The organism is Desulfovibrio intestinalis (assembly GCF_014202345.1).
GTDB lineage: Bacteria > Desulfobacterota > Desulfovibrionia > Desulfovibrionales > Desulfovibrionaceae > Desulfovibrio > Desulfovibrio intestinalis.
The window spans coordinates 479,730-504,469 of the sequence record NZ_JACHGO010000001.1 but is presented as its reverse complement, the minus strand read 5'-3'; the positions used below and the strand labels follow the sequence as shown (position 1 = coordinate 504,469).

21 protein-coding genes and 4 tRNA genes are annotated in these 24,740 nt (G+C 55.7%); all 25 read left to right on the top strand.

The window, feature by feature from the left end; genetic code table 11:
* Positions 1-57: 57 nt before the first annotated feature.
* Positions 58-1,305 (top strand): beta-ketoacyl-ACP synthase II, encoded by a 1,248-nt coding sequence (fabF, locus tag HNQ38_RS02200; protein ID WP_183717761.1) that lies wholly within the window; start codon positions 58-60, stop codon positions 1,303-1,305.
* A 154-nt stretch (positions 1,306-1,459) separates the two neighbouring features.
* Positions 1,460-2,698 (top strand): serine hydroxymethyltransferase, encoded by a 1,239-nt coding sequence (glyA, locus tag HNQ38_RS02195; RefSeq protein WP_183717760.1) that lies wholly within the window; start codon positions 1,460-1,462, stop codon positions 2,696-2,698.
* A gap of 250 nt (positions 2,699-2,948) precedes the next feature.
* Entirely contained in the window at positions 2,949-3,425 is a 477-nt protein-coding gene (locus HNQ38_RS02190; protein ID WP_183717759.1) for a deoxycytidylate deaminase, read from the top strand.
* 5 nt (positions 3,426-3,430) lie between these two features.
* Positions 3,431-4,588: a bifunctional diaminohydroxyphosphoribosylaminopyrimidine deaminase/5-amino-6-(5-phosphoribosylamino)uracil reductase RibD gene (gene ribD / locus HNQ38_RS02185; RefSeq protein WP_183717758.1), complete on the top strand. Its 1,158-nt coding sequence runs from the start codon at positions 3,431-3,433 to the stop codon at positions 4,586-4,588.
* A gap of 6 nt (positions 4,589-4,594) precedes the next feature.
* A complete protein-coding gene (locus tag HNQ38_RS02180) occupies positions 4,595-5,266 on the top strand; it encodes a riboflavin synthase (protein ID WP_183717757.1) in 672 nt (223 codons plus the stop codon).
* Positions 5,267-5,351: 85 nt separating this feature from the next.
* Complete coding sequence (ribH, locus tag HNQ38_RS02175; RefSeq protein ID WP_183717756.1) at positions 5,352-5,822, top strand: 6,7-dimethyl-8-ribityllumazine synthase; 471 nt, start codon at positions 5,352-5,354, stop codon at positions 5,820-5,822.
* Positions 5,823-5,826: 4 nt separating this feature from the next.
* Complete coding sequence (gene nusB / locus HNQ38_RS02170; protein WP_183717755.1) at positions 5,827-6,312, top strand: transcription antitermination factor NusB; 486 nt, start codon at positions 5,827-5,829, stop codon at positions 6,310-6,312.
* Positions 6,313-6,334: 22 nt separating this feature from the next.
* Entirely contained in the window at positions 6,335-8,851 is a 2,517-nt protein-coding gene (leuS, locus tag HNQ38_RS02165) for a leucine--tRNA ligase (protein ID WP_183717754.1), read from the top strand.
* A gap of 175 nt (positions 8,852-9,026) precedes the next feature.
* Positions 9,027-10,094, top strand: coding sequence for a DNA polymerase III subunit delta (locus HNQ38_RS02160; protein WP_183717753.1), 1,068 nt, complete (start codon positions 9,027-9,029; stop codon positions 10,092-10,094).
* Positions 10,095-10,190: 96 nt separating this feature from the next.
* Positions 10,191-10,880, top strand: a complete 690-nt coding sequence (locus HNQ38_RS02155) for a JAB domain-containing protein (protein WP_183717752.1) — start codon at positions 10,191-10,193, stop codon at positions 10,878-10,880.
* Between the two features lie 20 nt (positions 10,881-10,900).
* Entirely contained in the window at positions 10,901-13,528 is a 2,628-nt protein-coding gene (lon, locus tag HNQ38_RS02150; protein WP_183717751.1) for an endopeptidase La, read from the top strand.
* A gap of 5 nt (positions 13,529-13,533) precedes the next feature.
* A complete protein-coding gene (gene prmC, locus HNQ38_RS02145; protein ID WP_183717750.1) occupies positions 13,534-14,415 on the top strand; it encodes a peptide chain release factor N(5)-glutamine methyltransferase in 882 nt (293 codons plus the stop codon).
* A gap of 151 nt (positions 14,416-14,566) precedes the next feature.
* Positions 14,567-14,642: transfer RNA gene (locus tag HNQ38_RS02140), tRNA-Thr, on the top strand.
* Between the two features lie 52 nt (positions 14,643-14,694).
* A tRNA-Tyr gene (locus tag HNQ38_RS02135) sits at positions 14,695-14,780 on the top strand.
* 101 nt (positions 14,781-14,881) lie between these two features.
* A tRNA-Gly gene (locus HNQ38_RS02130) sits at positions 14,882-14,957 on the top strand.
* 211 nt (positions 14,958-15,168) lie between these two features.
* Positions 15,169-16,362, top strand: a complete 1,194-nt coding sequence (tuf, locus tag HNQ38_RS02125; protein WP_183717749.1) for an elongation factor Tu — start codon at positions 15,169-15,171, stop codon at positions 16,360-16,362.
* A gap of 4 nt (positions 16,363-16,366) precedes the next feature.
* A complete protein-coding gene (gene rpmG, locus HNQ38_RS02120) occupies positions 16,367-16,516 on the top strand; it encodes a 50S ribosomal protein L33 (RefSeq protein WP_183717748.1) in 150 nt (49 codons plus the stop codon).
* A 42-nt stretch (positions 16,517-16,558) separates the two neighbouring features.
* Positions 16,559-16,635: transfer RNA gene (locus HNQ38_RS02115), tRNA-Trp, on the top strand.
* Positions 16,636-16,657: 22 nt separating this feature from the next.
* Entirely contained in the window at positions 16,658-16,897 is a 240-nt protein-coding gene (secE, locus tag HNQ38_RS02110) for a preprotein translocase subunit SecE (protein ID WP_183717747.1), read from the top strand.
* 8 nt (positions 16,898-16,905) lie between these two features.
* Entirely contained in the window at positions 16,906-17,478 is a 573-nt protein-coding gene (gene nusG / locus HNQ38_RS02105; protein ID WP_183717746.1) for a transcription termination/antitermination protein NusG, read from the top strand.
* Positions 17,479-17,649: 171 nt separating this feature from the next.
* The gene (gene rplK, locus HNQ38_RS02100) at positions 17,650-18,072 is read left to right on the top strand and encodes a 50S ribosomal protein L11 (RefSeq protein ID WP_183717745.1); all 423 of its coding nucleotides are present in this window, start codon (positions 17,650-17,652) and stop codon (positions 18,070-18,072) included.
* A gap of 174 nt (positions 18,073-18,246) precedes the next feature.
* Complete coding sequence (gene rplA / locus HNQ38_RS02095; RefSeq protein WP_183717744.1) at positions 18,247-18,954, top strand: 50S ribosomal protein L1; 708 nt, start codon at positions 18,247-18,249, stop codon at positions 18,952-18,954.
* Between the two features lie 168 nt (positions 18,955-19,122).
* Entirely contained in the window at positions 19,123-19,647 is a 525-nt protein-coding gene (rplJ, locus tag HNQ38_RS02090) for a 50S ribosomal protein L10 (RefSeq protein WP_183717743.1), read from the top strand.
* A gap of 51 nt (positions 19,648-19,698) precedes the next feature.
* On the top strand, positions 19,699-20,079 hold the full coding sequence (gene rplL, locus HNQ38_RS02085; RefSeq protein WP_183717742.1) for a 50S ribosomal protein L7/L12: 381 nt from the start codon (positions 19,699-19,701) through the stop codon (positions 20,077-20,079).
* A 451-nt stretch (positions 20,080-20,530) separates the two neighbouring features.
* The gene (gene rpoB / locus HNQ38_RS02080) at positions 20,531-24,667 is read left to right on the top strand and encodes a DNA-directed RNA polymerase subunit beta (RefSeq protein ID WP_183717741.1); all 4,137 of its coding nucleotides are present in this window, start codon (positions 20,531-20,533) and stop codon (positions 24,665-24,667) included.
* Positions 24,668-24,740: the final 73 nt, after the last annotated feature.

Sequence of the window (24,740 nt, the reverse complement as noted above, 5' to 3'; positions counted from 1 at the left end):
CAGATCTGCAGCGAGTGAGGGGGCTGTTAGCCCCCTTTCCGCCTCAAAGGAGCATGCATGACCCGTCCCCGCGTAGTAATCACTGGTGTTGGTGGCGTTACGCCCCTCGCCAACGATATTGAGAGCACCTGGAAAAAACTGCTCGCAGGCGAGTCGGGCATCGCGCCCATCACGCTTTTTGACGCTTCCGCCTATGATTCACGAATCGCTGGCGAAGTGAAAAATTTTGTGCCCGAAGATTTCATGCCCGCCAAGCAAGTGCGGCGCATGGACCGCTTTACCCAGTTTGCCGTGGCTTCGGCCCAGATGCTGCTCAAGGATGCGGGCTATGAAGTGACGGACGCCAATGCCTATGACACCGCCGTGATACTCGGCATTGGCCTTGGCGGCCTGCACACCCTTGAAACCTACCACGCCAAGCTTTTGGAACACGGCCCCAGCAAAATTTCGCCCTTCATGATTCCCATGCTTATTTCCAACATGGGTCCGGGCCAAATTTCCATTTTCACGGGAGCCAAGGGCCCCAATATTGTCACCACAACGGCGTGTGCCTCGGCTATTCACGCTATGGGCACGGCATTCAGCGAAATTTTGCTTGGCAGGGTCAAAGCTGTCATCAGCGGCGGCGTTGAAGCTACGGTTACTCCTCTTGGAGTCGCCGGATTCACGGCCCTCAAGGCGCTCTCAACCCAGAACAACGACGAACCAACAAAGGCTTCGCGTCCTTTTGATGCCAAGCGTGATGGTTTTGTTATTGGTGAAGGTGCTGGCCTGCTGCTGCTTGAAACGCTGGAGTCTGCGCAGGAACGCGGCGCGAAAATCTACGCCGAAATGGTGGGCTATGGCGCTTCGGGCGACGCCTACCATATGACCGCTCCTTGCGACAATGGTGAAGGCATGGCCCGCGCCATGCAGAACGCCCTGCGCGAAGCTGCCATTGATCCCGCAGCTATCGGCCATATCAATGCCCACGCGACTTCCACGATGCTCAACGACAGCATTGAAACCAAAGCCATCAAGCTTGTCTTTGGCGATCATGCGCGCAAGATCAAAATCTCGGCTACAAAGTCCATGACTGGGCACCTGCTTGGCGCAGCTGGCGGTATAGAATCCGTATTCACAGCTTTGGCCCTGCACGATGAAATGCTGCCTGGCACCATCAACCTTGAAAATCCTGATCCGGCCTGTGATCTTGATTATATGGCTGATGGATCAAAAAATATCGCCTGTGAGTACGCCATGTGCAACTCATTTGGTTTTGGCGGCACCAATGCCAGCCTGATATTGAAAAAGTGGGATAAATAGTGCGTTGTAACTAGCCCGCCTGTGTCAACAGGAAAACCCGGGAGTCCCTCGCTGCGACAAAACCGCAGCGATGCCCCCCGCGCCGGGTCCAGCCTATTCACATCACTGCCCGCCACTGTGGCGGGCAGTATATTTCGCTAAGGATGCCAAGTTCATGGATGAAATTCTGCTTCAGGATCCGGAAATCGCCCGGGCCATCGCGCTGGAATCACAGAGGCAAATGGGTAAGCTTGAGCTTATCGCTTCCGAAAATATTGTTTCCGCTGCAGTACGCCAGGCGCAAGGCAGCGTACTCACCAACAAGTATGCCGAAGGTTATCCGGGCAAACGCTATTACGGCGGTTGCGAATATGTGGATATGGTCGAGACTCTTGCCCAGGAAAGGGCCAAGCTGCTTTTTGACGCCCAATACGTCAACGTGCAGCCCCATTCCGGCTCGCAGGCCAACATGGCTGCCTACCTGGCCTTTCTTAAGCCAGGCGACACCATTCTTGGCATGGACCTTTCGCACGGCGGACACCTCACGCACGGCAGCCCGGTGAACTTCTCTGGCCGCCTTTTCAAGATCTTTTCCTACGGCGTGCAACGCGAAACCGGCCGGATCGACTATGATGATGTGGCAGCCAAAGCCCGCGAACACAAACCCAGTGTTATCGTGGCTGGCGCCAGTGCCTACCCCCGCGCCATCGACTTCATCCGCTTCCGCGCTATCGCTGATGAAGTAGGCGCCAAGCTTGTGGTGGATATGGCGCACATCGCTGGTCTTGTGGCCGCTGGTCTGCACCAGAGCCCGGTGCCTTATGCCCACATCACCACCACAACCACGCACAAAACCCTGCGTGGTCCCCGTGGCGGCATGATCCTGTCCACGGAAGACATGGCCAAAACGCTCAATAGCCAGATATTCCCCGGCATTCAGGGCGGCCCTCTCATGCATGTGGTAGCCGCCAAGGCTGTGGCTCTGGGCGAAGCGCTGCGCCCCTCATTCAAAGCCTATCAGCAGCAGGTGATAGACAACGCGGCCACCCTGGCTGGCTGCCTTACCGAAGCTGGCTACAACCTCGTTTCCGGCGGCACGGACAACCACCTCATGCTGGTTGACCTGACCAACAAGGACATTACGGGCAAAGACGCAGAAATCGCGCTGGATACTGCTGGTATCACTGTGAACAAAAACACTGTGCCTTTTGAAACGCGTTCTCCCTTTGTGACGTCTGGCGTACGTCTGGGCTCTGCGGCCCTGACGACGCGCGGCATGAAGCAGGATCACATGCGTACCGTGGCCCAGTTTATTGTGACGGCTCTTGAAAAACGCGACAACACAGCGGAACTTGAAAAAATCCGCAAAAATGTCGAAGAATTCGCCCATCAGTTCCCCTTGTTTGCCTATTAAGGCATAGTGCTTTTTACGGCCTTCCTCGGCCCGAGGGTTAACTACCTTCGGGCCGTACTTGTGAAGCGCCACTGTCACGCACAGGATGCTGAATTTCGCCTTGAGCGCGAATTATCTGAATTGTAAGGCGGGCAGATAAACGCTCTTGCCTTTTATTTTCAGCGCAGTTTTTCTCCTTGGGGGTTCCGTTCCGTAGCTTGGCTTTTACGCCGCCACTATGTACACTGAACAAAATTCTAACGGGTGCCCGATGCAAAGATTACCTTGGCCTGAATATTTCATGAATATCACTTATCTTGTAAGTGGGCGATCGACGTGCACCCGCCGTAAGGTTGGCGCTGTTGCCGTAAAGGACAAGCGTATTCTTGCAACAGGGTACAACGGTGCTCCGGCAGGCGTTCCTCACTGCTTAGAAGTGGGTTGCCTGCGCGAGCAGATGGGTATTCCTTCCGGCCAGCGGCATGAAATCTGCCGCGGTTTGCATGCCGAGCAGAACGTCATCATCCAGGCGGCTGTGCACGGCATCAATATCAGCGGCGCTGAGCTGTATTGTACCACCCATCCTTGTGTACAGTGCAGCAAAATGCTGATCAATTGCGGCATACGCCATATTTATTACGCGGAACAGTACCCTGACGAGCTTGCTACAACCATGCTCGACGAAGCAGGAGTACATGTGGAAAGACTGAACTTCGTTCCTCCTGTTATTAGCCCCCAGCCGGAGTAGGCGCCATGTCTGAACTGGATTACAGCCCCTTCATGCGTGAAGCCATTGCCCTTGCGCGAAAGGGTCGCTGGAAAACTTGGCCCAATCCAATGGTGGGCGCAGTACTGGTGCGTGACGGCCAAGTTGTGGCCAGGGGCTGGCACCGGGCCGCAGGGCAGGACCATGCCGAGGTAGCTTGCCTGAAAGACGCTGCCGCCAAGGGTATAGACGCGTCCCAATGCACGCTTGTTGTCACGCTTGAGCCCTGCTGCCATCAAGGCAAAACGCCGCCCTGCACCAACGCGGTGCGCCAGGCCGGGATTAAAAAAATTGTGGTTGGTCTGTCCGACCCCAACCCGGAAGCCTGTGGCGGAGCTTGCCAACTGCGTGAAGCCGGTTTGGAAGTCATTGAAGGCGTATGCGCTGAAGCCTGCCGTGATCTTGTGGCGGACTTTTTGGTCTGGCAGCAAAAGCAGCGGCCCTATGTCATTCTGAAGATGGCCGCGACGCTTGATGGCCGCATAGCTACCCGGCGGGGCGAATCACAGTGGATCAGCTCCGAAGAATCCCGGCAGGAAGTGCAACAACTGCGCGCTGGTATTGGCCGATGCGGCGGAGCTGTGCTTGTGGGTGGCGGCACCTTTCGGGCTGACAATCCCCGCCTCACAGTGCGCCCCATCAGCGAAGACGAACCCGACTGCCCTCAACCGCTGGCTTGTGTGCTGACCTCACGTCTGCCCCAGCCGGACGCAGATTTTTACCTGCTCAAGGAACGGCCAGCGCAGACAATATTTCTCGCTTCGCCCGCAGCGGCGGCCTCTACTACCGCCAAGGCTCTGCGAGATATGGGCGTACGCGTGCTTTCGCTTGGCCCCGCGCTGCGCGGCGGGCCAGACCTGACCCACATGCTGCACACCCTGTGGGAAGAGCTGCACTGCCCCTATCTTTTGTGCGAAGGCGGCGGCCATCTGGCCCTCAGCCTTCTGGAATCTGGCGTGGTGGACGAATTTCGCCTGCATATGGCCCCAATGATTCTGGGTGATGAGGACGCGCATCCGCTCTTTTCCGGCAGGGCTCCCCTGAGCCTGGACGAGGCTCTGCGCATGCGCGTTATTGGAACCCACATCAGCGGCGGCGACATTCATATTGAACTGCGCCCCTTGCAGCTTGCTGAAGGAAAGTAGAACTTCATGTTTACAGGCATCATCCAGGGACAAGGCGAAGTACGCTCACTCCGTAAAACAGGGGCTGAATGCCGCATCTGCCTGCGCCCCCTTTTTTCTCTGACTGACATTGTTGATGGCGAATCCATAGCAGTCAACGGTGCCTGCCTGTCTGTGGAAGAACACGGAGCCGACACGTTTACTGCCTACGCATCAAGCGAGACTCTCTCGCGTACCACACTGGGCAACCTGCAAACGGGGCATCTGGTCAACCTTGAGCGTGCCCTGGCACTGGGCGATCGGTTGGGCGGGCACCTTGTCAGCGGCCATGTGGACTGCCTTGCTACCGTGAGCGAAGTGCGCCAGGTGGGACAATCGCTACGTTGCCGCCTCTCCTTTCCTGCAGAATTCGGAGTTGAAATCATTTCCAAGGGTTCTGTAACCCTTGACGGCATTAGCCTTACGGTCAATGATTGTGGCCCGGATTTTCTTGAGGTCAATATCATACCAGACACCCAGAAGCGCACCACCATGCTGCACTGGCGTTCTGGCGTGTCCGTCAATATGGAAACAGACCTTATTGGCAAGTATGTGCGCAACCTGCTGGGTCCTTGGACAGCTGCTGCAAATGGAAAAAACGCGCCTCCGAAATCTTCTGGGTTGAACATGGAATTTTTGCTGCGACAGGGCTTTTTATAGGCACGGTTCGGGATCGCGCCCCCTGTTATTTTTGCACCACATTACTATAGAATGAAAGCGCATCACCATGCGCCGAGGAGTTGCCATGAACACAATGACAACCATTGCGGGCCAGTTGGACGCCAAGGGGCTTAAAGTAGCCATCGTGGCCACCCGCTTCAATGATTTCATCGTAGACCGCCTGGTGGGTGGTGCTCTTGATTATCTTGAACGTCACGGGCTGGACACGAAAAACGTCACTCTGGTGCGTATTCCCGGCGCTTTCGAAATGCCCCTGATTTGCCAGAAGCTCGCTGCATCGGGCAAGTATGACGGCATTCTTGCTCTGGGCGCTGTTATTCGCGGCGGCACCCCCCATTTTGACTATGTTTGCGCTGAAGCGAGCAAGGGAATTGCCCACAGCATGATGGAGCATAACATGCCCATCGGCTTCGGTTTGCTCACTTGCGATAATATTGAGCAAGCTATTGAGCGCGCCGGTTCCAAGGCTGGCAACAAGGGCGTGGAAGCTGCTGCTGCCATGCTGGAAACCATTCGCGTTATGGAGCAGTTGTAAACTTATGGCCAAGGCCAAAAATGCTACAAGACGCGGTGAACGCGAGCTGGCTTTTCAAGTTTTGTACGGTCTTTCCTTCACACCGGCCCGGACCCTTGAGGAACTGCGCCGCAGCTTCCGCACGTCACCGGACAATCTCGTGCGTAGTGAAGAAAGTGGCGTTCCTGTCGAAACCTGCGGTTTTTCCTGGGAGCTGGTGGAAGGCGTGTGGAGCAACAGCGACGCTCTGGATAAAGCCATCACCAAATTTTCCCACAACTGGCGTGTAGACCGTATGGGCCGAGTGGAACTGACGCTGCTGCGTCTGGCCGTATTTGAGCTTTTGTTCCGCAATGATGTGCCGCCCAAGGTTTCCATAAATGAAGCTCTGGAGCTAAGCCGCCAATTTGGCGAAGGCAATGCCAAAAACTTCATCAATGGTATTCTAGACGCTGTAGCCAAAGCTCTGGAATCTGGCGAACTGCAACGATCCGTCACATCAGCCAATTAATCTTTCTGAATCGGTATGCCCCATGACACACGAAGAACGCTACAATCCCCAAGCTATTGAAGAAAAATGGCAGGCCCGGTGGCAGGCTGAAAACGCTTTTGCCTGCAGCCATGACAGCAATAAGCCCAAATACTATGTGCTTGAGATGTTTCCCTATCCTTCGGGCAACATCCACATGGGCCATGTACGTAACTATTCCATCGGGGATGTGGTGGCACGCAGCAAGCGCATGCAGGGCTTCAACGTGATGCACCCAATGGGTTGGGACGCCTTTGGCCTGCCTGCCGAAAACGCAGCCATCAAAAATAATACCCACCCCGCTGAATGGACCTACGCCAATATCAGCAACATGCGTACGCAACTGAAGCGGTTGGGCTATTCTTATGACTGGTCCCGCGAACTCGCCACCTGCCGCCCGGAATACTACCGCTGGGAACAGATGTTTTTTTTGCGCCTGCTGGAAAAGGGCATGGTCTACCGCAAAAAAGCTCCTCAAAACTGGTGCCCGTCTTGCCATACCGTGCTGGCTAACGAACAGGTCATCGATGGCCTGTGCTGGCGTTGCGACAGCCCTGTGGTGCAAAAGGACCTGACGCAGTGGTTTCTCAAAATCACCGCCTATGGCGATGAGCTGCTTGAAGATCTTGCAAAACTCGAAGGTGGCTGGCCCGACCGCGTTATCGCCATGCAGCGCAACTGGATTGGCAAATCCACTGGCGCCTCCATTTCCTTTGGTCTTGAAAAAGCCATCAAGGGTATCGAAGGCATCGACGTGTTCACCACCAGGCCTGACACGGTCTTTGGTGTTACCTTCATGACCCTGGCGCCCGAGCATCCCCTGGTTGAAAAGCTTATTGAGGGATACCCCAAGGCCGAAGAAGTTCGTGCTTTTGTGGAACGTATCCGCAATATGGACCGTTTGGATCGCCAGTCTGATGCCGTCGAAAAAGAAGGCATTTTCACCGGAGCTTATGCCATACATCCGTTCACAGGGCAGCGCGTGCCTCTGTGGCTCGGCAATTTCGTTCTGGCCGACTATGGAACAGGCGCGGTCATGGGTGTGCCTGCCCACGACCAACGAGACTTTGAGTTTGCCCGCAAATATGGCCTGCCCCTGCACGTTGTCATAAATCCCGCAGGCGAGGCACTGGACCCGGAAACCATGACCGAGGCCTTCACCGGCGACGGCGTTATGGTCAACTCCGGCCCCTTTGACGGCATGCCCAACGATGATGGCAAAAAGGCCGTGGCCCAGAGCCTTGAAAAACAAGGCAAAGGCAAGGCCACCACACAGTTTCGCCTGCGCGACTGGAACATATCGCGCCAGCGCTACTGGGGTTCACCCATTCCTATAATTTATTGCGACCAGTGCGGGATTGTTCCTGAAAAGGAAGAAAACCTGCCTGTGCTTTTGCCTCTGGATGTAAAGACCCACAGCGATGGACGTTCGCCCCTGGCTGACACCCCATCGTTTGCGCACTGCACGTGTCCCACGTGCGGCGGCCCTGCCCGGCGCGAAACCGATACTATGGATACCTTTGTGGAATCGTCCTGGTATTTCGCCCGGTTTACCAGCGCCCGTGACAGTGAAGCCCCCTTCAATATAGAGGCCATAAAATACTGGCTGCCTGTGGATCAGTACATAGGCGGCGTGGAGCACGCTATTCTGCACCTGCTCTACTCCCGCTTTTTCACCAAATTGCTCCGCGATATGGGATTCTTTCCTGCGGAACTTGCCGAACCTTTCAGCAACCTGCTCACTCAGGGCATGGTGCTCAAAGACGGCGGCAAGATGTCCAAATCCAAGGGCAACGTGGTGGACCCCACGGCAATGATCAAAAAATACGGCGCTGATACCGTGCGTCTGTTCTGCCTTTTTGCTGCGCCGGCGGAACGCGATTTTGACTGGTCCGATTCCGGCATCGAGGGCGCTTCACGCTTTATTGGCCGCGTATGGCGACTGTTCTCGGAAGAACAGGAGCGTCTGCTGCCCATCAAGGCCTGCGCCTCCACCGAGCAGGACGCTGTAAGTTCCGAAGCCCGCGACCTGCGCCGCCGTGAACACCTCACTGTCAAAAAATCCAGAGAAGACATGGGCGATCGGTTCCAGTTCAACACGGCTATCGCCGCAGTTATGGAACTGGTCAACAGCATGTACCTTTCGCGGGAAAAGTTGGGCATGGATGAGGCTGACCGCCGCGTGTTCTCCTCCGCCATGAGCACAGTCATAACCTTGCTTTCGCCTATTATCCCCCACGTTTGTGATGAACTTTGGGAGCGTCTTGGTCACAGCACCCCGGTTTCTGACGAACTCTGGCCAGACTGGAGTCAGGCAGCAACCGCTCAGGACATGCTTACCGTAGCCCTTCAGGTCAATGGCAAACTGCGGGGCACTGTGGAAATTCCTGCTGAGGCTGACAAGGCCGCTATGGAAGCCACTGCCCTTGCCGACAGCGCTGTGCAGCGTCATCTTGCCGGGCTCACCGTACGCAAGGTGGTGGTGGTGCCGGGCAAGCTGGTCAACATTGTGGCCAACTAGGCTTCATAACGCTCCACTGGAACACTTTATTGAAGGGGCGCTTTTGCAAAAAAGCGTCCCTTCTCCTTTCCTCTTCCCTGCAAAAGCGTTTATCGGTATGCTACTGCCCTGACAGGCTTACCCTTGACACAATGGTCTGGCCACTGCCGGAACCACTACAGCACGGCATTCAAACATGAGCACCGCCCATCCCGGTTTTACCTTCCTTGTCTGCCCCGACGGGCAGCTGCTACGCGCCCATTTGAACCGACTGCTGGCCGCGCATCCTCCAGTAACTGGCGGCGGCCTTATGCCCCAGGCCAGTTCCGTTCAGTGGGAACGCCACGTTTATTGGGGGGATGAAGAACCTCCCCAGCGCTTCTGGGAACACCTCACGCTTCAAGGACTCTTTGGAGCGCCACGCGCCTTGATCATACGGCAGGCCAACCAGTGGCCCGCTGCTGTGTGGAAAAAAATTTCCCACGCTTTGGCTCGCCCTTCAGACCAATGCTGGCCTTTCTTCTGCCTTGAAGTAAACTGGGAACGGGGCCAACCCAAAATTCCCGCTCACTTGGGCAAATTGCCCTGCACGGGCTTTGCCGACAAGCAGGGCTGGATATGGCGGCATGAAGGGCTTAACGAGCGCACGGTTAAAAAACATGTGCTGCAACGCTGCCAATCACTTGGATTGCGGTTTGAGCCCGATGCTCTTGAGCAGTTCTGCGCTTCTGTTCCTCCTGACGCGCTGGCCATTGAAAATGAACTCGAAAAACTGCTTCTGCTCCGCGCAACGCTGACAAAGGGCGAAGATGTGGCGGGCAACCCCACTGGCGATGCGCCCGGCAACCCTGAGGGCAACATAAGCCTTGCAATGATTTCCACTGCCTCGTGGAGCCCGGAGTGTGACGTTTTTGCCTGCATACGCCATATGCAGGCTGGCAATTTGCCTGCCGTGTGGAGAGAGCTTGCGCGCAGTAAAGACGGCGACAGTCTGCTGTTTTCCCTTCTGGCTCTGTTGGCCCGCGAACTGCGCCTCCTCTGGCAGTGTCATGCAGGCGAAAACCCACGCATGCGCCCACAGGACGCTGGCACAAAGAAACAGCTCGCCCAACGCTTGGGGGCAGAAGGCATCGCTCAGGGGATGACCCTTGTGGTCGACGCGGAGCTGTTCGTAAAAAGTGGCCGGCGCAGCCCGGAACAAAGCCTGGATTTTCTGGCAGCCCGCATGACAGCCCTTTTTGCCCGCGCACAGGGCCGCGCATGATCCACCGCAAGCAACACCCAGTTTCCCGCCCACTGCGGGCAAAATCCCTGTAGTCACCTCTCTGCCTCTTGCATAACCTCCAAGACTGCTTACCTTATGACAGCAAAGCCAGACCCGACCCCACTACACGCAGGCCACAGAGCCAGACTGCGTGAGCGTTTTGAGCATGAACCAGCAGCTGTGGCAGATTACGAGGTACTGGAACTGCTGTTGGGCTATGGCCTCACACGGAAGGACACCAAACCTCTGGCCAAGGAACTGCTGCAAAGGTTTGGCAGCATCAGGGGCGTTATGGACGCCCGGCCAGATGAACTTCTGGCAGTCCCCGGTTTTGGGCCAGGACTGATGACCTTTTTTGAGGTCATACGCGAAACCCGCAGCCGTTATCTGGCTTCGGCCATGCGCAAAAGAGAAGTTCTGGCAACACCTCAAGCAGTGGCCCGCATGGCTCAAAGCCGATTGGCGGGTTGCCCTCACGAAGAATGCTGGCTGGCGCTGGTAGACCAGCGAAACAGGCTTACATCGTGGGAGTGTTTGCGGCGAGGTGGAGTTGCAGAGGTTTCTATGAAACCCAGAGAAGTGTTTGAGACAGCGCTGTTGCGTAAGGCCAGCGGTATCATAATGGTGCACAACCATCCCGGCGGCAACCCCGCTCCTTCGGAGGCGGACAAAACTTTTACCGCCGAACTGCAAAGACTTGCACCACAATTGGGCCTGCGCTTTCTGGATCACGTTATTGTTACTGAGGGAGACTGCTACAGCATCACGCAGATGCAGACCATATAATAGGCAGTCAGGGAGACTATATGGCTGATTACAATGACAAAAATATTTTCCTGAATATGGAAGAGCTCGGCTCAAGCACTGACCCGGGCATCGAAAATGAAGAACAGCGGGACACTAACCCTCTCGCGCAGGATACGTCGGAAAACGAAGGCGGCCTCATGGCTGCCATGCAAAGCATACCGGATACGCTGCCCGTTCTGCCCGTGCGCGACGTGGTTATTTTTAACTACATGATTCTACCCCTCTTCATTGGTCGTGAAAAATCCGTTCAGGCTGTGGATGCGGCCCTGAAAAACGGACGTCATCTGCTTGTCTGCGCCCAAAAAGAAGAAGGCACTGAAGACCCCGGCCCGGACGATCTCTATCAGGTTGGCACGGTTGTGCAGGTCATGCGCATGCTCAAGATGCCCGACTCTCGGGTGAAAATTCTTGTGCAGGGCGTAAGCCGCGCACGTGTACGCAGCTTCAGTCAGGTTGAGCCTTTCCTTGAAGCTCAGATTGAAACCCTGCAAGAAACCACGCCCAAGATAGATCCCACGGTGGAAGCCTTGCTGCGATCAGTACGCGAACAGAGCGAAAAGGTGCTGTCGTTGCGCGGCCTTTCTTCGCCGGACGTGCTGGCCGTTCTGCAAGGTGTTGACGATCCGGGTCGCCTGGCCGACCTCATTGCCGCCAATATGCGCATGAAGACCTCTGACGCCCAGCGTATTCTGGAGGCTGAAGATCCTCTGGACCGCCTCATGCTGGTCAATACCCAGCTGCAACGCGAGGTGGAGGTAGCCACAGTTCAGGCTCGCATCCAGAGTTCCGCACGCGAAGGGATGGATAAAGCGCAGAAAGACTACTTCTTGCGCGAACAGCTTAAAGCCATCCGCACGGAGCTTGGCGATAAGGAAGAGGAAGGCGAAGAGGAACTGGAAACCCTGAAGGCCGCTCTGGACAAGGCAGGCCTGCCCAAGGATGTTCGCAAGGAAGCTGACAAGCAACTGCGGCGTCTGGCGGGCATGCATGCGGATTCCTCCGAAGCCAACGTTGTGCGTACCTATCTTGACTGGATGGTAGAGCTGCCGTGGAAAAAGCTTTCGCGTGACAGGCTGGACATAGCCTATGCCAAGCAAATTCTAGATGAAGACCACTGTGGTCTGGAAAAGGTTAAAGACCGCATCCTTGAATTCCTGAGCGTGCGCAAGCTCAACCCGCAGTCCAAGGGGCCGATTCTCTGCTTCGCGGGCCCTCCCGGTGTTGGCAAAACCTCTTTGGGCCGCTCCATCGCTCGTGCGCTGGGCCGCAAGTTCCAAAGGCTTTCGCTGGGCGGTATGCACGATGAGGCAGAAATCCGCGGGCACAGGCGCACCTATATCGGAGCCATGCCTGGCCGCATCATTCAAAGCCTCAAACAGGCAGGCACGCGTAACCCGGTTATCGTGCTGGACGAAGTGGACAAGCTCGGCTCGGATTTCAGGGGCGACCCGTCTTCGGCCCTGCTGGAAGTGCTGGATCCGGAACAGAACTACACCTTCAGCGACCACTACCTGAATGTGCCCTTTGATCTGTCAAAGGTGATGTTTCTGTGCACGGCCAACCACCTTGAAACCATTCCGGCGGCCCTGCGAGACCGTATGGAGGTCATTACCCTACCCGGCTACACCATGCAGGAAAAAGCCGAAATAGCGCGTAAGCATCTGCTGCCCAAGAAAATCAAGGAAAACGGCCTGGAAGAAAAGGACGTGGTTCTGGAAGAAGCGGCGCTGGAAAAGGTTATTAAAGAATACACGCGCGAAGCGGGCCTGCGCAACCTCGAACGCGAATTGTCTTCCATCTGCCGCAAGCTTGCACGCCGCAAGGCTGAAGGCAAAAAAGGCCCCTTCAAGGTTGACGTGGCCGATGTGGAGAAGTTGCTGGGTGCGCCGCGCTTCATAGAAGACGAAAAGGAAAAGAAGCTCATGCCCGGCATGGCTCTTGGTCTGGCCTGGACTCCTGCGGGCGGCGAAGTGCTTACCGTGGAGGCCACTGTCATGAAGGGCAAGGGAGGCCTTACGCTCACAGGCCAGTTGGGTGATGTAATGAAGGAAAGCGCCCAGGCTGCACTGAGTTATATCCGCAGCCGCGCCGAAGAACTGGGTGTAAATCCGTCTTTTGTATCGGAATTCGACATCCATGTGCATGTGCCAGCCGGGGCCACCCCCAAGGATGGGCCGTCGGCAGGCGTCACCCTTACCACAGCCCTCATTTCGGCCCTCAGCGGCCGCCGTGTGCGGGCCGACCTGTGCATGACTGGTGAAATAACCCTTCAAGGCCGGGTGCTGCCCGTGGGCGGCATCAAGGAAAAAATTCTGGCAGGCGTGGCGCGTGGCCTCAAGAACGTGATCATCCCCTGGCAGAACACCAAGGATCTTGAAGATGTGCCCAAGGAACTGCTTAAGCGTATAAGCGTGCATCCTGTGCACCACTACGACGAGCTGCTCCCCCTCGTTTTTGAAGGCAAGAGCGGCCGGGGCGGGGCTTCAGGTTCCGACAAGAACGGCAAAAACAAAACTGAAGACGGCAAGAAGGACAAAGGCGTGGTAGCTGCCCGTGCTCGCAAGGCGACAGCTCCTGCTGGCCCCAGACGCAAGACCAGCCGCTCCGGCGATGAAGCTGGAGCCTGAGCCTAGTGAAGCTGCGCCAGTACCTTACTGAAGCCGCACAAACACTGCAAAAGGCGGGGGTGGACAGCCCCCGCCTTTGCGCGCATGTGCTGGTAGGCCACGTACTCGGCCTGGATCGTATCGCTTGCGTGGTCCAAGGCGAACGCGAACTGCTGGAACATGAACTTACCAGCCTTAATGCGCTCATTGGCCGCCGAACTGGTGGGGAACCGGTGGCCCACATAACAGGCAGCAAGGAATTTTACGGGCGCGACTTTTTGGTGACGTCCCATACGCTAATTCCACGCCCCGAAACAGAGTTGCTCATTGATAAAGCTCTTGAGGCGGCAAAAGAACTAGAATCCCAGATGGACATGCAGGGCGCAGGTCTTCATTTCGCAGACCTGGGCACAGGCTCGGGCTGCATTGGCATTACACTGGCTCTGGAGCTTCCCCGGTGGCATGGCCTGCTCATGGATATCAGCGGCAACGCACTGGAAACCGCACAGCAAAATGCTCATCGGCTCAAAGCGCAACACTGCGTGGCCCTCGTGCGTGGCGATATGCACAGAGCGCCTCTGGAGCAAGGGGCATACGCCATGCTGGTAAGCAACCCGCCATATATTGCCGAAGGCGAGCGCTCTATGGTAATGGACGAAGTGCTTGCTTACGAACCGCACAGCGCGCTATTTTCGCCGCATGAGGGGCTGGCCCACCTTGAAGCCGTTATTCATGCGGCAGGCGGTGCGCTCAAACCCGGTGGGCGGCTGTTGCTGGAACACGGCGCAGCACAGGGTGCAAGCACACGTCGCCTGCTGCGGGCGAGCAATTTTTTTGAACATACCGAGACTCATAGAGATTTGGCCGGGTTTGAGCGCTGCACAGTGGCTCGTCGAACCTGTCGCTAGTTTTTGACGACAAAACGCCATTTCTTCAGATTTGGCGCTGCTTTTTAGGACTTATCCGACTGCCGCGCCAGAGAAAGTTATAAAAAAAATTCGCAAAAATGCATTTTTTACTTGCCAAGCACATCAGAAGTCGCTAAATAGCACTCTTGCCGCTGGCGTAGCTCAACTGGCAGAGCAGCTGATTTGTAATCAGCAGGTTGCGGGTTCAAGTCCCATCGCCAGCTCCAGAATTACGCCGGTCAAAGGAAGGACACTTGCCCTACCTTAAGCGGCACGAGTGGAGGGGTTCCCGAGTGGCCAAAGGGAACAGACTGTAAATCTGTCGTCGTAAGACTTCGGTGGTTCAAATCCACCCCCCTCCACCACCACTTTTCCGTCTCCATAAACTCAGACGGTTGGTGGCTGGTTACAAAAAACTGCCTTGGCTGTAGGAGACAGGGTGCCTGTCGGGGAACTACGGTAGCGTGCGGGAATAGCTCAACGGCTAGAGCATCAGCCTTCCAAGCTGAGGGTTGCGGGTTCGAATCCCGTTTCCCGCTCCATTCCTGCTGATTTCCTCCCCTCAGTCAACCCGTCCGCCAATGCACGTTCCCTGGTGTCCAGGGACTGAATGCGGACAGCGGGCCGCCCAACGGTTTTTTTCCCACTGCCGCAGCCGTTACGCGAGGAGCAGGCGTTACACACGCAAAGCTTGAAGCACTTTTTTGTAACGCAGGTAAAACGCAAACATTATTTTCTCCAGGGAGACGTACAATGGGCAAGGAAAAATTTGAACGCAAAAAGCCCCATGTAAACATCGGCACCATCGGCCATATCGACCACGGCAAAACCACTCTGACTGCCGCCATCACCAAAGTGGCGAACATGAAGAACGGTGGCAAGTTCATTTCGTATGACGAAATCGACAAGGCCCCCGAAGAAAAGGAACGTGGTATCACCATCTCCACCTCGCATGTTGAGTACGAGACCCCCAATCGTCACTATGCGCACGTGGACTGCCCCGGTCACGCCGACTACATCAAGAACATGATCACCGGCGCTGCCCAGATGGACGGCGGTATCCTGGTGGTAGCAGCCACTGACGGCCCCATGCCCCAGACCCGTGAGCACATCCTGCTCGCCCGTCAGGTCGGTGTGCCCCAGCTGGTGGTGTTCCTGAACAAGTGCGATCTCGTGGACGACGAAGAGCTGCTTGAACTGGTGGAACTGGAAGTGCGCGAACTGCTGTCTTCCTATGACTTCCCCGGCGACGACGTGCCCGTTATCCGCGGTTCCGCTCTGAAGGCCCTTGAAACTGACAGCCCTGATTCCGCTGAAGCCAAGTGCATTCTCGACCTGCTGGAAGCTTGCGACTCTTTCATCCCCACGCCTGAGCGTGACATCGACAAGCCCTTCCTGATGCCCATCGAAGACGTGTTCTCCATCTCTGGCCGTGGCACCGTTGTGACCGGTCGTGTGGAACGCGGCGTGGTCAAGGTCGGCGAAGAAGTTGAAATCGTGGGTATCAAGCCCACCGTTAAGACCACCTGCACCGGCGTAGAAATGTTCCGCAAGCTGCTCGATCAGGGTGAAGCTGGCGACAACATCGGCGCCCTGCTGCGCGGCGTCAAGCGTGACGACGTGGAACGCGGCCAGGTTCTTGCTGCTCCCAAGAGCATCACGCCCCACAAGAAGTTTAAGGCTGAAGTGTACGTGCTCTCCAAGGAAGAAGGCGGCCGTCATACCCCGTTCTTCACTGGCTACCGTCCTCAGTTCTACTTCCGTACCACGGACATCACCGGTGTTATCGGTCTGCCCGAAGGCGTGGAAATGGTTATGCCTGGTGACAACTCGCAGTTCCTGGTGGAACTCATCGCTCCCATTGCCATGGAAGCTGGTCTGCGCTTCGCTATCCGCGAAGGTGGCCGCACCGTTGGCTCGGGTGTGGTGACCGAAATCACCGAGTAGACCTATGAGAGTTAACATACTTCTGGCTTGCACTGAGTGCAAACGCCGCAACTACAGCACCCGGAAGAACAAGAAAACTACTACCGGTCGGCTGGAAATGAAAAAGTATTGCCCCTGGGACAAGAAGCACACGTTGCATCGCGAAACCAGGTAACATAATTCCGCTGGGGGGCTTATAGCCCCCCGGACGGCACGCAGGGCAGTAGCTCTAACGGCTAGAGCGGCGGTCTCCAAAACCGCATGTTGGGGGTTCGAATCCCTCCTGCCCTGCCATTTTTTATCTCCGGACAACACCATGGCAAAAAAACAAGCTCAGGCTGGTGACCTCAAGGCCGACAAAGCCCCCAACGTTTTCGTACGCTTCCTGCGTTACGTAGAAGACGCCAAGGCAGAGTTGCGCAAGGTGACCTGGCCCACGGTAAAAGAAACACGCAAGGCCACTCTGGCTGTGTTGGGCTTTGTCGCCGTGATGGCCGTCATTCTTGGGCTGGTTGACCTTGGTCTGTCATCCCTGATCAAGACCATACTGTCCTGAAGGCCAATATGAAAGATCCCGCTATCGACGAAACTTCCGAGCTCTCTCAAAAGGCTCGCTGGTACATTGTGCATACCTACTCGGGATTCGAGCAGCGTGTGCAAAAAACCATTAACGAGTTGCGCCGCACCGGGCAGGAACAGGGCCTTATTGAGGAAGTGGTGGTACCCACCGAGAAGGTCATCGAACCCACCAAGGGTGGACAGCAGCGTACATCAACGCGCAAGTTCTACCCTGGCTATGTGATGGTTCGCATGGTCATGACCGACCTGTCCTGGCATCTGGTGCAGTCCATCCCCAAAGTTACCGGATTTGTGGGGGGGAAAAACCGTCCCACCCCCATGCGTGATGGCGAAGCCGAACGCATTCTGGAATTGATGGAATCACGCCAGGAAACCCCGCGGCCCAAGTTCAACTTTGACAGGGGTGACGATGTGCGCGTCATTGAAGGTCCCTTTGGGGGCTTTAACGGCGTGGTTGAAGACGTTAACTACGACAAGGGAAAGCTGCGGGTCTCCGTTTCCATTTTTGGGCGTCAAACCCCTGTGGAACTGGATTTCGCACAGGTTTCCAAAGGCTAGACCCCTTTCACACAAGGGTTCTGCGGACGGGATTCTCTCCTTGTCCGTACGGTGTGTTTGTACTACTTGCACAGCATGCCGGGGCAAATATCACCTAACCTTGCTTAATGACTTGCCCCCGCGCAGCGGCCTCATGCCGAGCAGCGCGAGCAGCGATGAAGGATAAAGCAAATGGCTAAAAAAGAAGTTGCCAAGATTAAATTGCAGATTCCTGCGGGCGCGGCCAACCCCTCCCCGCCGGTAGGTCCGGCCCTCGGTCAGCACGGCCTGAACATCATGGGCTTCTGCAAAGAATTCAATGCCCGCACTCAAGACCAGAAAGGCATGATCATCCCCGTGGTTATCACGGTGTATGCTGACCGCTCTTTCACCTTCATCACCAAGACCCCTCCGGCCTCGGTGCTGATCATGAAGGCCGCCAAGATTGAAAAAGGTTCTGGCGAACCCAACCGTAACAAGGTTGGCAGCCTGACCATGGCTCAGATTGAAGAAATCGCGAAGCTCAAGCTGCCCGATCTCAACGCAGCCAGCATTGAATCTGCGGTTAAGTCCATTGCGGGTACTGCTCGCAGCATGGGCATTGACGTAAAATAAGGCCATACCGCTTTGCGGAGGCAACGCTTCCGCAGTTTGCAGGTTTTCTGGCCTTGGGCGACGGTTCAGCAACTATTTAATAGTTCCGAAGTCGCCATCGTTGAAATCAATTGTACTGCTGCTTTCACTCAAGCTGAAGTGCGGCAGGAGATGCAAAACGACAAGGATTATCCCATGCCTAAACACGGCAAAAATTTTCGTAAAGTTCTCGAAGGCACCGATCTTCAGGAACGCTTCAGCATTGAAGACGCTGTAAGCAAATCGCTTGGCGCGGCCTTTGCCAAATTTGACGAAACCGTTGATGTGGCCATTCGTCTTGGCGTTGACCCCAAGTATTCTGACCAGATGGTGCGCGGCGCCGTTACCTTGCCCCACGGGCTTGGCAAAACTGTGCGCGTGGCCGTGTTCTGTAAGGGCGAAAAGCAGGCTGAAGCCCGTGAAGCCGGTGCAGACGTGGTTGGTGCCGAAGATCTGGTCGCTCAGATCAAGGAAGGCAACCTGAACTTTGACGCAGCCGTTGCTACCCCCGATGTTATGGCCCTTGTGGGTCAGATCGGCCGAGTGCTTGGCCCCCGTGGTCTTATGCCCAACGCCAAGACCGGCTCGGTGACCTTTGACGTTGCCAAGGCCGTGACCGAACTGAAGGCTGGCCGCGTTGACTTCAAGGTTGACAAGGCGGGCGTGCTGCACGCTCCCTTGGGCAAGGCCTCTTTTGGCGCTGAAAAGATTTTGGGCAACCTTAAGGCCCTGCTTGACGCTGTGAACCGCCTCAAGCCTTCGGCAGCCAAGGGTGCCTACATGGTTTCTATGGCGGTTTCCACCACCATGGGCCCTGGTTTCAAGGTTGATATGACCCAGGTCAAAAAATTTCTTGAGGGATAAACTCTCTCAAGAGTGATAGCGGCCTGTACTCCAGGCCGCTATTATTGTGTCTGAGGATCGGAATACGAGTCGAAGACGGCAGGCGGGTTCGCCCTTAATTGCCCTGCCCAGACGCTTCTACTTTGGCTCGGCATTCCACCTGGCAACCCCGAACGTGAGAGGTATCACGTGAACAGGTCTGAAAAAGCCGCAGTTATTGGAGCCATTAAGGCCAAGGCCGACAGTGCTTCCTTTGCTGTGCTGACGGACTTCAAGGGTATGACGGTGGAAGAGCTGACAAACCTTCGTGTTAGCCTGCGCAAGGCTGGCGGCGAATATCTCGTCGTTAAAAACACGTTGGCGCGTATTGCTCTGACCGACGGCACACATGATGTTATCAAGGATAACTTCCGCGAAAACATCGGTGTGGCCTTTGGGTTCGATGACCCCGTGGCGGTGGCCAAGGCGTTGAGTGATTTTGCCAAGCAAAGCAAGCTCTTTGAGCTTCGCTGCGCCAGCCTGGACGGTAAGGCTCTTGATGCCGCCCAGTTGGACGCGCTGGCCAAGCTGCCCGGCAGGGAACAGCTTCTTGGTCAGTTGCTCGGCACAATGAACGCCGTGCCCACCAACTTTGTGTCGCTGTTTGCCAACGTGCTGCGTGGCCTGCTCTATGCCCTCAAGGGTATCGAAGAGCAGAAGTCCAATGCAGCCTAGTTGGGCATCACCGCAATCATCAGAATTTAAGCCAAAGATTAGGAGACTATCATGGCCGTTACCAAAGAAGAAGTTGTTGAATTTATCTCCAGCATGACCGTCCTTGAACTTTCCGAGTTCATCAAAGAACTGGAAGAAAAGTTTGGCGTGTCCGCCGCTGCTCCTGCTGCCGCTATGATGATGGCCGCTCCCGCTGCCGCTGCTGAAGCTGCTGAAGAAAAGACCGAGTTCGACGTTATCCTGAAGGAAGCTGGCGCCAACAAGATCGGCGTCATCAAAGTCGTGCGCGCCCTGACCAGCCTTGGCCTCAAAGAAGCCAAAGAAAAGGTTGACGGCTGCCCCTCCACCCTGAAGGAAGGCGTGTCCAAGGACGAAGCCGAAGACGCCAAGAAGCAGCTGACCGAAGCCGGCGCTGTTGTCGAAGTGAAATAAGTTCGGTTCTACCGTGCTTTATGGGCGGGGCCTTTGGCCCCGCTTTTTTATTTTGGCTGCTTATTTTTAATCTATTTGAGGTGCAATTTCTTTTTGCCATCAATGTGATTTTTGTTTATATTTGCAAAGCGGTAAACATACCTCAAAAAAAAGCTTGCTAAAATTTAAAATTTCCATTATGTATCCTCTTTCATGAACGGCTTAGGAGGCCTTTTTCTGTTTAATATATCTTACTGTATAAGTACATATTTTTAAGGCTGATGCCTGAGCCCAAGCCCTGTTTACCCAGACAGGGATGGGTTTTTTTCGCCTTACCTACACAGTAAGCATTACCTCCCACCGTGATTTACGCTTTCAGGGTGCAGTGACAACAAGTTTTGCCCGCCGGCTTCGGCAGATGATTCACTTGTCGCTCCGCCGGGGCGCAACCGCTACCTATCTTGAGGTACCCATGGGCCAGCTCACCAAACAGTTCGGCAAGATCAAGATTTCCCTCCCCATCCCTCATCTGCTGAATCTGCAGATAGATTCATATGAAAAATTTCTTCAGGAAGGCGTTCCGGAAGCTGACCGCCGCCCTGATGAAGGACTCGAAGGCGTTTTTCATACAGTTTTCCCCATTGAGGACTTTAACAAGACCGCCAGCCTGGAGTTTGTCAGCTATGAAGTTGGCGAGCCCAAGTACGATCAGGCTGAATGTATCTCCAAGGGACTGACTTACGAAGCCCCCATGCGCATCAAGGTACGCCTTGTGGTTTATGATGCCGACGAAGCGTCAGGCAACCGAACCATTCGCGACATCAAGGAACAGGATATCTATTTTGGTACCCTGCCCCTGATGACCGAAAAAGGTACCTTTATCATAAACGGCACAGAGCGTGTCATCGTCAACCAGTTGCAGCGTTCACCTGGCATCATCTTCGAGCATGATGGCGGCAAAACGCATACCAGCCGTAAAGTGCTGTATTCGTGCCGCGTCATTCCCATGCGCGGCTCCTGGCTGGACTTTGACTTTGACCACAAGGACATTCTTTACGTCCGCATCGACCGTCGCCGCAAAATGCCCGCTACCATCCTGTTCAAGGCTATGGGCATGAGCAAGGAACAGATCCTCGACTACTTCTACTCTCGTGAAACTTACCGACTGGAAGATCGCAACGCGATCTACTGGGAAGTGCGCAAGGAGCTGTACCGCAAGGACAATGCCTATGCCGACATCGTTGACGGCGAAGGCAACGTCATTGTTAAAGCTGGCAAGCCCATTACCAAGCGCAGCTGGCGTCTTATCTGTGACGCAGGTATTGAGGCCATTGAAATGCGTCCCGATACTCTGGACAGCATGTTTCTGGCTGTGGATGTGGCTGACCCCAAGACCGGCGAACTTCTGGCAGAAGCAGCCGACGAAATCACGCCCGGCCTGCTGGATCGTATTCGTGAAGCGGGCATTGACCGCGTCAGCGTGCTGCATACCAAGGGTAACGACACGTCTTCTTCCATTCGCGACACCCTTATGCTGGACCGTATTCCCGACCAGCAGAAAGCGCAGGAAGAAATCTACCGTCGCCTGCGTCCCTCTTCGCCGCCCACGGCTGAAATTGCCGCCAGCTTCTTTGACAACCTGTTCCGCAATGGCGACTACTACGACCTGTCGCCCGTGGGCCGTTACAAACTCAACCAGCGCCTTGCTCTGGACGAGTCTTCCGACCTGCGCACCCTGACGGACAATGATATTCTCACCGCCATCAAGGTTCTGGTGAACCTCAAGGACAGTCACGGCCCTGCCGATGATATCGACCATCTTGGCAACCGCCGCGTACGACTGGTTGGCGAACTGGTGGAAAACCAGTACCGCATTGGCCTCGTGCGTATGGAGCGTGCCATCAAGGAACGCATGAGCCTGCAGGAAATTTCCACGCTCATGCCGCACGACCTTATCAATCCCAAGCCTGTGGCGGCTGTGCTCAAAGAATTCTTCGGCACTTCCCAGCTGTCCCAGTTCATGGACCAAACCAACTCCCTGTCTGAAGTGACGCACAAACGTCGTCTTTCAGCTCTTGGACCTGGCGGTCTGACCCGTGAACGCGCCGGCTTTGAAGTACGCGACGTGCACACCTCGCACTATGGCCGCATTTGCCCCATTGAAACGCCTGAAGGTCCCAACATCGGCCTTATTGTTTCACTGACCACCTTTGCCAAGGTCAATGACTTCGGCTTCATTGAAACGCCGTACCGCGTTGTTCGTGAAGCCCGCGTCACTGAAGACGTGGTGCATCTTGATGCCTCGCGTGAAGGCGACCAGGTCATTGCCCAGGCCAACGCGCTTGTGGACGAGGACGGCAATCTGCTGGACGAATTCGTCACAGTCCGCGTCAAGGGCGAAGTGGAAATGCGTCACCGTGACGAAGTGAACCTTATGGACATCTCGCCCAGCCAGATGGTTTCCATCTCTGCGGCGCTTATTCCCTTCCTGGAGCATGACGACGCCAACCGCGCGCTCATGGGTTCCAACATGCAACGCCAGGCTGTGCCGCTGCTGCGCTCTGAAAAGCCCCTTGTGGGCACGGGCATGGAAGTGGATGTGGCCCGCGACTCGGGCGCGTGCATCGTGGCCCCTGCCGATGGCAAGGTGGAGTACGTTGACGCCGACCGCATCGTGGTGGCCTATGAAGGCGAAGTGTACAAAAAGCAGGGCGGCGTGCGCGCCTATGACCTGCTGAAGTACCACAAGTCAAACCAGAACTCCTGCTTTGGTCAAAAGCCCACCTGCCGTCCTGGCCAACTGGTCAAAAAAGGCCAGATCCTGGCTGACGGCCCCGGCATTGACGATGGTGAACTGGCTCTGGGCAAGAACCTTGTAGTAGCCTTCATGCCCTGGTGCGGCTACAACTACGAAGACTCCATCCTTATCTCCGAACGTACGGTGAAAGAAGACGTCTTCACGTCAATCCACATCGAAGAATTCGAAGTGGTTGCCCGTGACACCAAGCTTGGACCCGAAGAAATCACCCGCGACATCCCCAACGTCAGCGAAGACATGCTGCGTAACCTGGATGAAAGCGGCATTATCCGCATTGGTGCTGCGGTCAAGCCCGACGACATTCTCGTGGGCAAAATCACCCCCAAGGGCGAAACCCAGCTGACACCTGAAGAAAAGCTGCTGCGCGCCATCTTCGGCGAAAAGGCCAGGGACGTGAAGAACACCTCCCTCAAGGTCCCGCCGGGAGTGGAAGGCACCATTATTGACGTCAAGGTCTTCAACCGCCGCTCGGGTGAAAAGGACGACCGCACTCTGGCTATTGAGGTTCACGACACGTCTGTGCTGGACCAGAAAGAAGCCGACCACTTGCGCGCCCTTACCGACCGTACGCGCGTGCTGCTGACACCGCACGTCAATGGCAAGCAGGTAGCCGCCTCTGTGCCTGGTAAAAAGAAGGGTGAAGTGCTGGTGGAAGCCGGTGCGGCCCTGACCGAAGATATGCTGGCTGACCTGCCCGTGAAAAAGCTGGCTGGCCTTTTCAAGAGCAAAGAGGTCAACGATGCCGTGGCTGACATTCTCAAGTCCTATGACCAGCAGGTCGATTACCTGCGGGCCATTTACGACTCCAAACGCGAGAAGGTCACCGAAGGCGACGATCTGCCCCCTGGCGTTATCAAGATGGTCAAGGTTCACATTGCCATCAAGCGTAAACTCTCTGTGGGCGACAAAATGGCTGGCCGCCACGGTAACAAGGGTGTTGTTTCCTGCATTCTGCCGGAAGAAGACATGCCTTTCTTTGCCGACGGCCGTCCTGTTGACATTGTGCTCAACCCCCTTGGCGTGCCTTCGCGAATGAACATCGGTCAGATCATGGAAACCCACCTTGGTTGGGGAGCCAAAGAACTGGGCCGTCAGTTGGCTGAATTGCTGGATTCTGGCGCGGCCATGCAGGTTCTGCGCGACGAGGTCAAGAACGTTTACAGCTCAAACGAGATCAGCACGCTGGTCGACGCAATGGACGACGAGGAATTCAAGGCCTCCGTTCTCAAACTGCGTAACGGTATTGTGACCAAGACTCCTGTATTTGACGGCGCTACTGAAGAAGAGATCTGGGGCTGGATGGAAAAAGCTGGGATTGCCAACGACGGCAAAACCACTCTTTACGACGGCCGTACCGGTGAAGCCTTCAAAAACCGCGTGACCACAGGCGTCATGTACATGCTCAAACTGCACCATCTGGTGGACGAAAAAATCCACGCCCGCTCCACGGGCCCCTACTCTCTGGTAACCCAGCAGCCCCTTGGCGGTAAGGCCCAGTTCGGTGGTCAGCGCTTGGGTGAAATGGAAGTGTGGGCGCTTGAAGCCTACGGTGCAGCCTATCTGTTGCAAGAATTCCTCACCGTCAAGTCAGACGACGTGACAGGACGCGTGAAGATGTACGAAAAAATAGTCAAGGGCGACAACTTCCTTGAAGCTGGCTTGCCCGAATCCTTCAACGTTCTGGTTAAGGAACTCATGAGCCTTGGGCTCAACGTCACCCTGCACCAGGAAGAAGGCAAGAAGAAGCCCAAGCGCGTGGGCTATATGAGAGAACGCGAGGACGAGGCGTAGACTGCCCGTTCTGGCGGCCCCGGATAATCGCTGCTTCATCCGCAAGCGGACAATCCTCTTGCGGATGAAGCAA

Bases quoted from the DNA above. Each gene is read 5' to 3' on its own strand.
- HNQ38_RS02180 (WP_183717757.1), top strand. From the start codon at position 4,595: ATGTTTACAGGCATCATCCAGGGACAAGGCGAAGTACGCTCACTCCGT.
- nusG (WP_183717746.1), top strand. From the start codon at position 16,906: ATGAAAGATCCCGCTATCGACGAAACTTCCGAGCTCTCTCAAAAGGCT.
- leuS (WP_183717754.1), top strand. From the start codon at position 6,335: ATGACACACGAAGAACGCTACAATCCCCAAGCTATTGAAGAAAAATGG.
- glyA (WP_183717760.1), top strand. From the start codon at position 1,460: ATGGATGAAATTCTGCTTCAGGATCCGGAAATCGCCCGGGCCATCGCG.
- rplA (WP_183717744.1), top strand. From the start codon at position 18,247: ATGCCTAAACACGGCAAAAATTTTCGTAAAGTTCTCGAAGGCACCGAT.
- lon (WP_183717751.1), top strand. From the start codon at position 10,901: ATGGCTGATTACAATGACAAAAATATTTTCCTGAATATGGAAGAGCTC.
- ribH (WP_183717756.1), top strand. From the start codon at position 5,352: ATGAACACAATGACAACCATTGCGGGCCAGTTGGACGCCAAGGGGCTT.
- tuf (WP_183717749.1), top strand. From the start codon at position 15,169: ATGGGCAAGGAAAAATTTGAACGCAAAAAGCCCCATGTAAACATCGGC.
- HNQ38_RS02190 (WP_183717759.1), top strand. From the start codon at position 2,949: ATGCAAAGATTACCTTGGCCTGAATATTTCATGAATATCACTTATCTT.
- HNQ38_RS02155 (WP_183717752.1), top strand. From the start codon at position 10,191: ATGACAGCAAAGCCAGACCCGACCCCACTACACGCAGGCCACAGAGCC.
- fabF (WP_183717761.1), top strand. From the start codon at position 58: ATGACCCGTCCCCGCGTAGTAATCACTGGTGTTGGTGGCGTTACGCCC.
- secE (WP_183717747.1), top strand. From the start codon at position 16,658: ATGGCAAAAAAACAAGCTCAGGCTGGTGACCTCAAGGCCGACAAAGCC.
- rpmG (WP_183717748.1), top strand. From the start codon at position 16,367: ATGAGAGTTAACATACTTCTGGCTTGCACTGAGTGCAAACGCCGCAAC.
- rplK (WP_183717745.1), top strand. From the start codon at position 17,650: ATGGCTAAAAAAGAAGTTGCCAAGATTAAATTGCAGATTCCTGCGGGC.
- nusB (WP_183717755.1), top strand. From the start codon at position 5,827: ATGGCCAAGGCCAAAAATGCTACAAGACGCGGTGAACGCGAGCTGGCT.
- HNQ38_RS02160 (WP_183717753.1), top strand. From the start codon at position 9,027: ATGAGCACCGCCCATCCCGGTTTTACCTTCCTTGTCTGCCCCGACGGG.
- ribD (WP_183717758.1), top strand. From the start codon at position 3,431: ATGTCTGAACTGGATTACAGCCCCTTCATGCGTGAAGCCATTGCCCTT.
- rplL (WP_183717742.1), top strand. From the start codon at position 19,699: ATGGCCGTTACCAAAGAAGAAGTTGTTGAATTTATCTCCAGCATGACC.
- rpoB (WP_183717741.1), top strand. From the start codon at position 20,531: ATGGGCCAGCTCACCAAACAGTTCGGCAAGATCAAGATTTCCCTCCCC.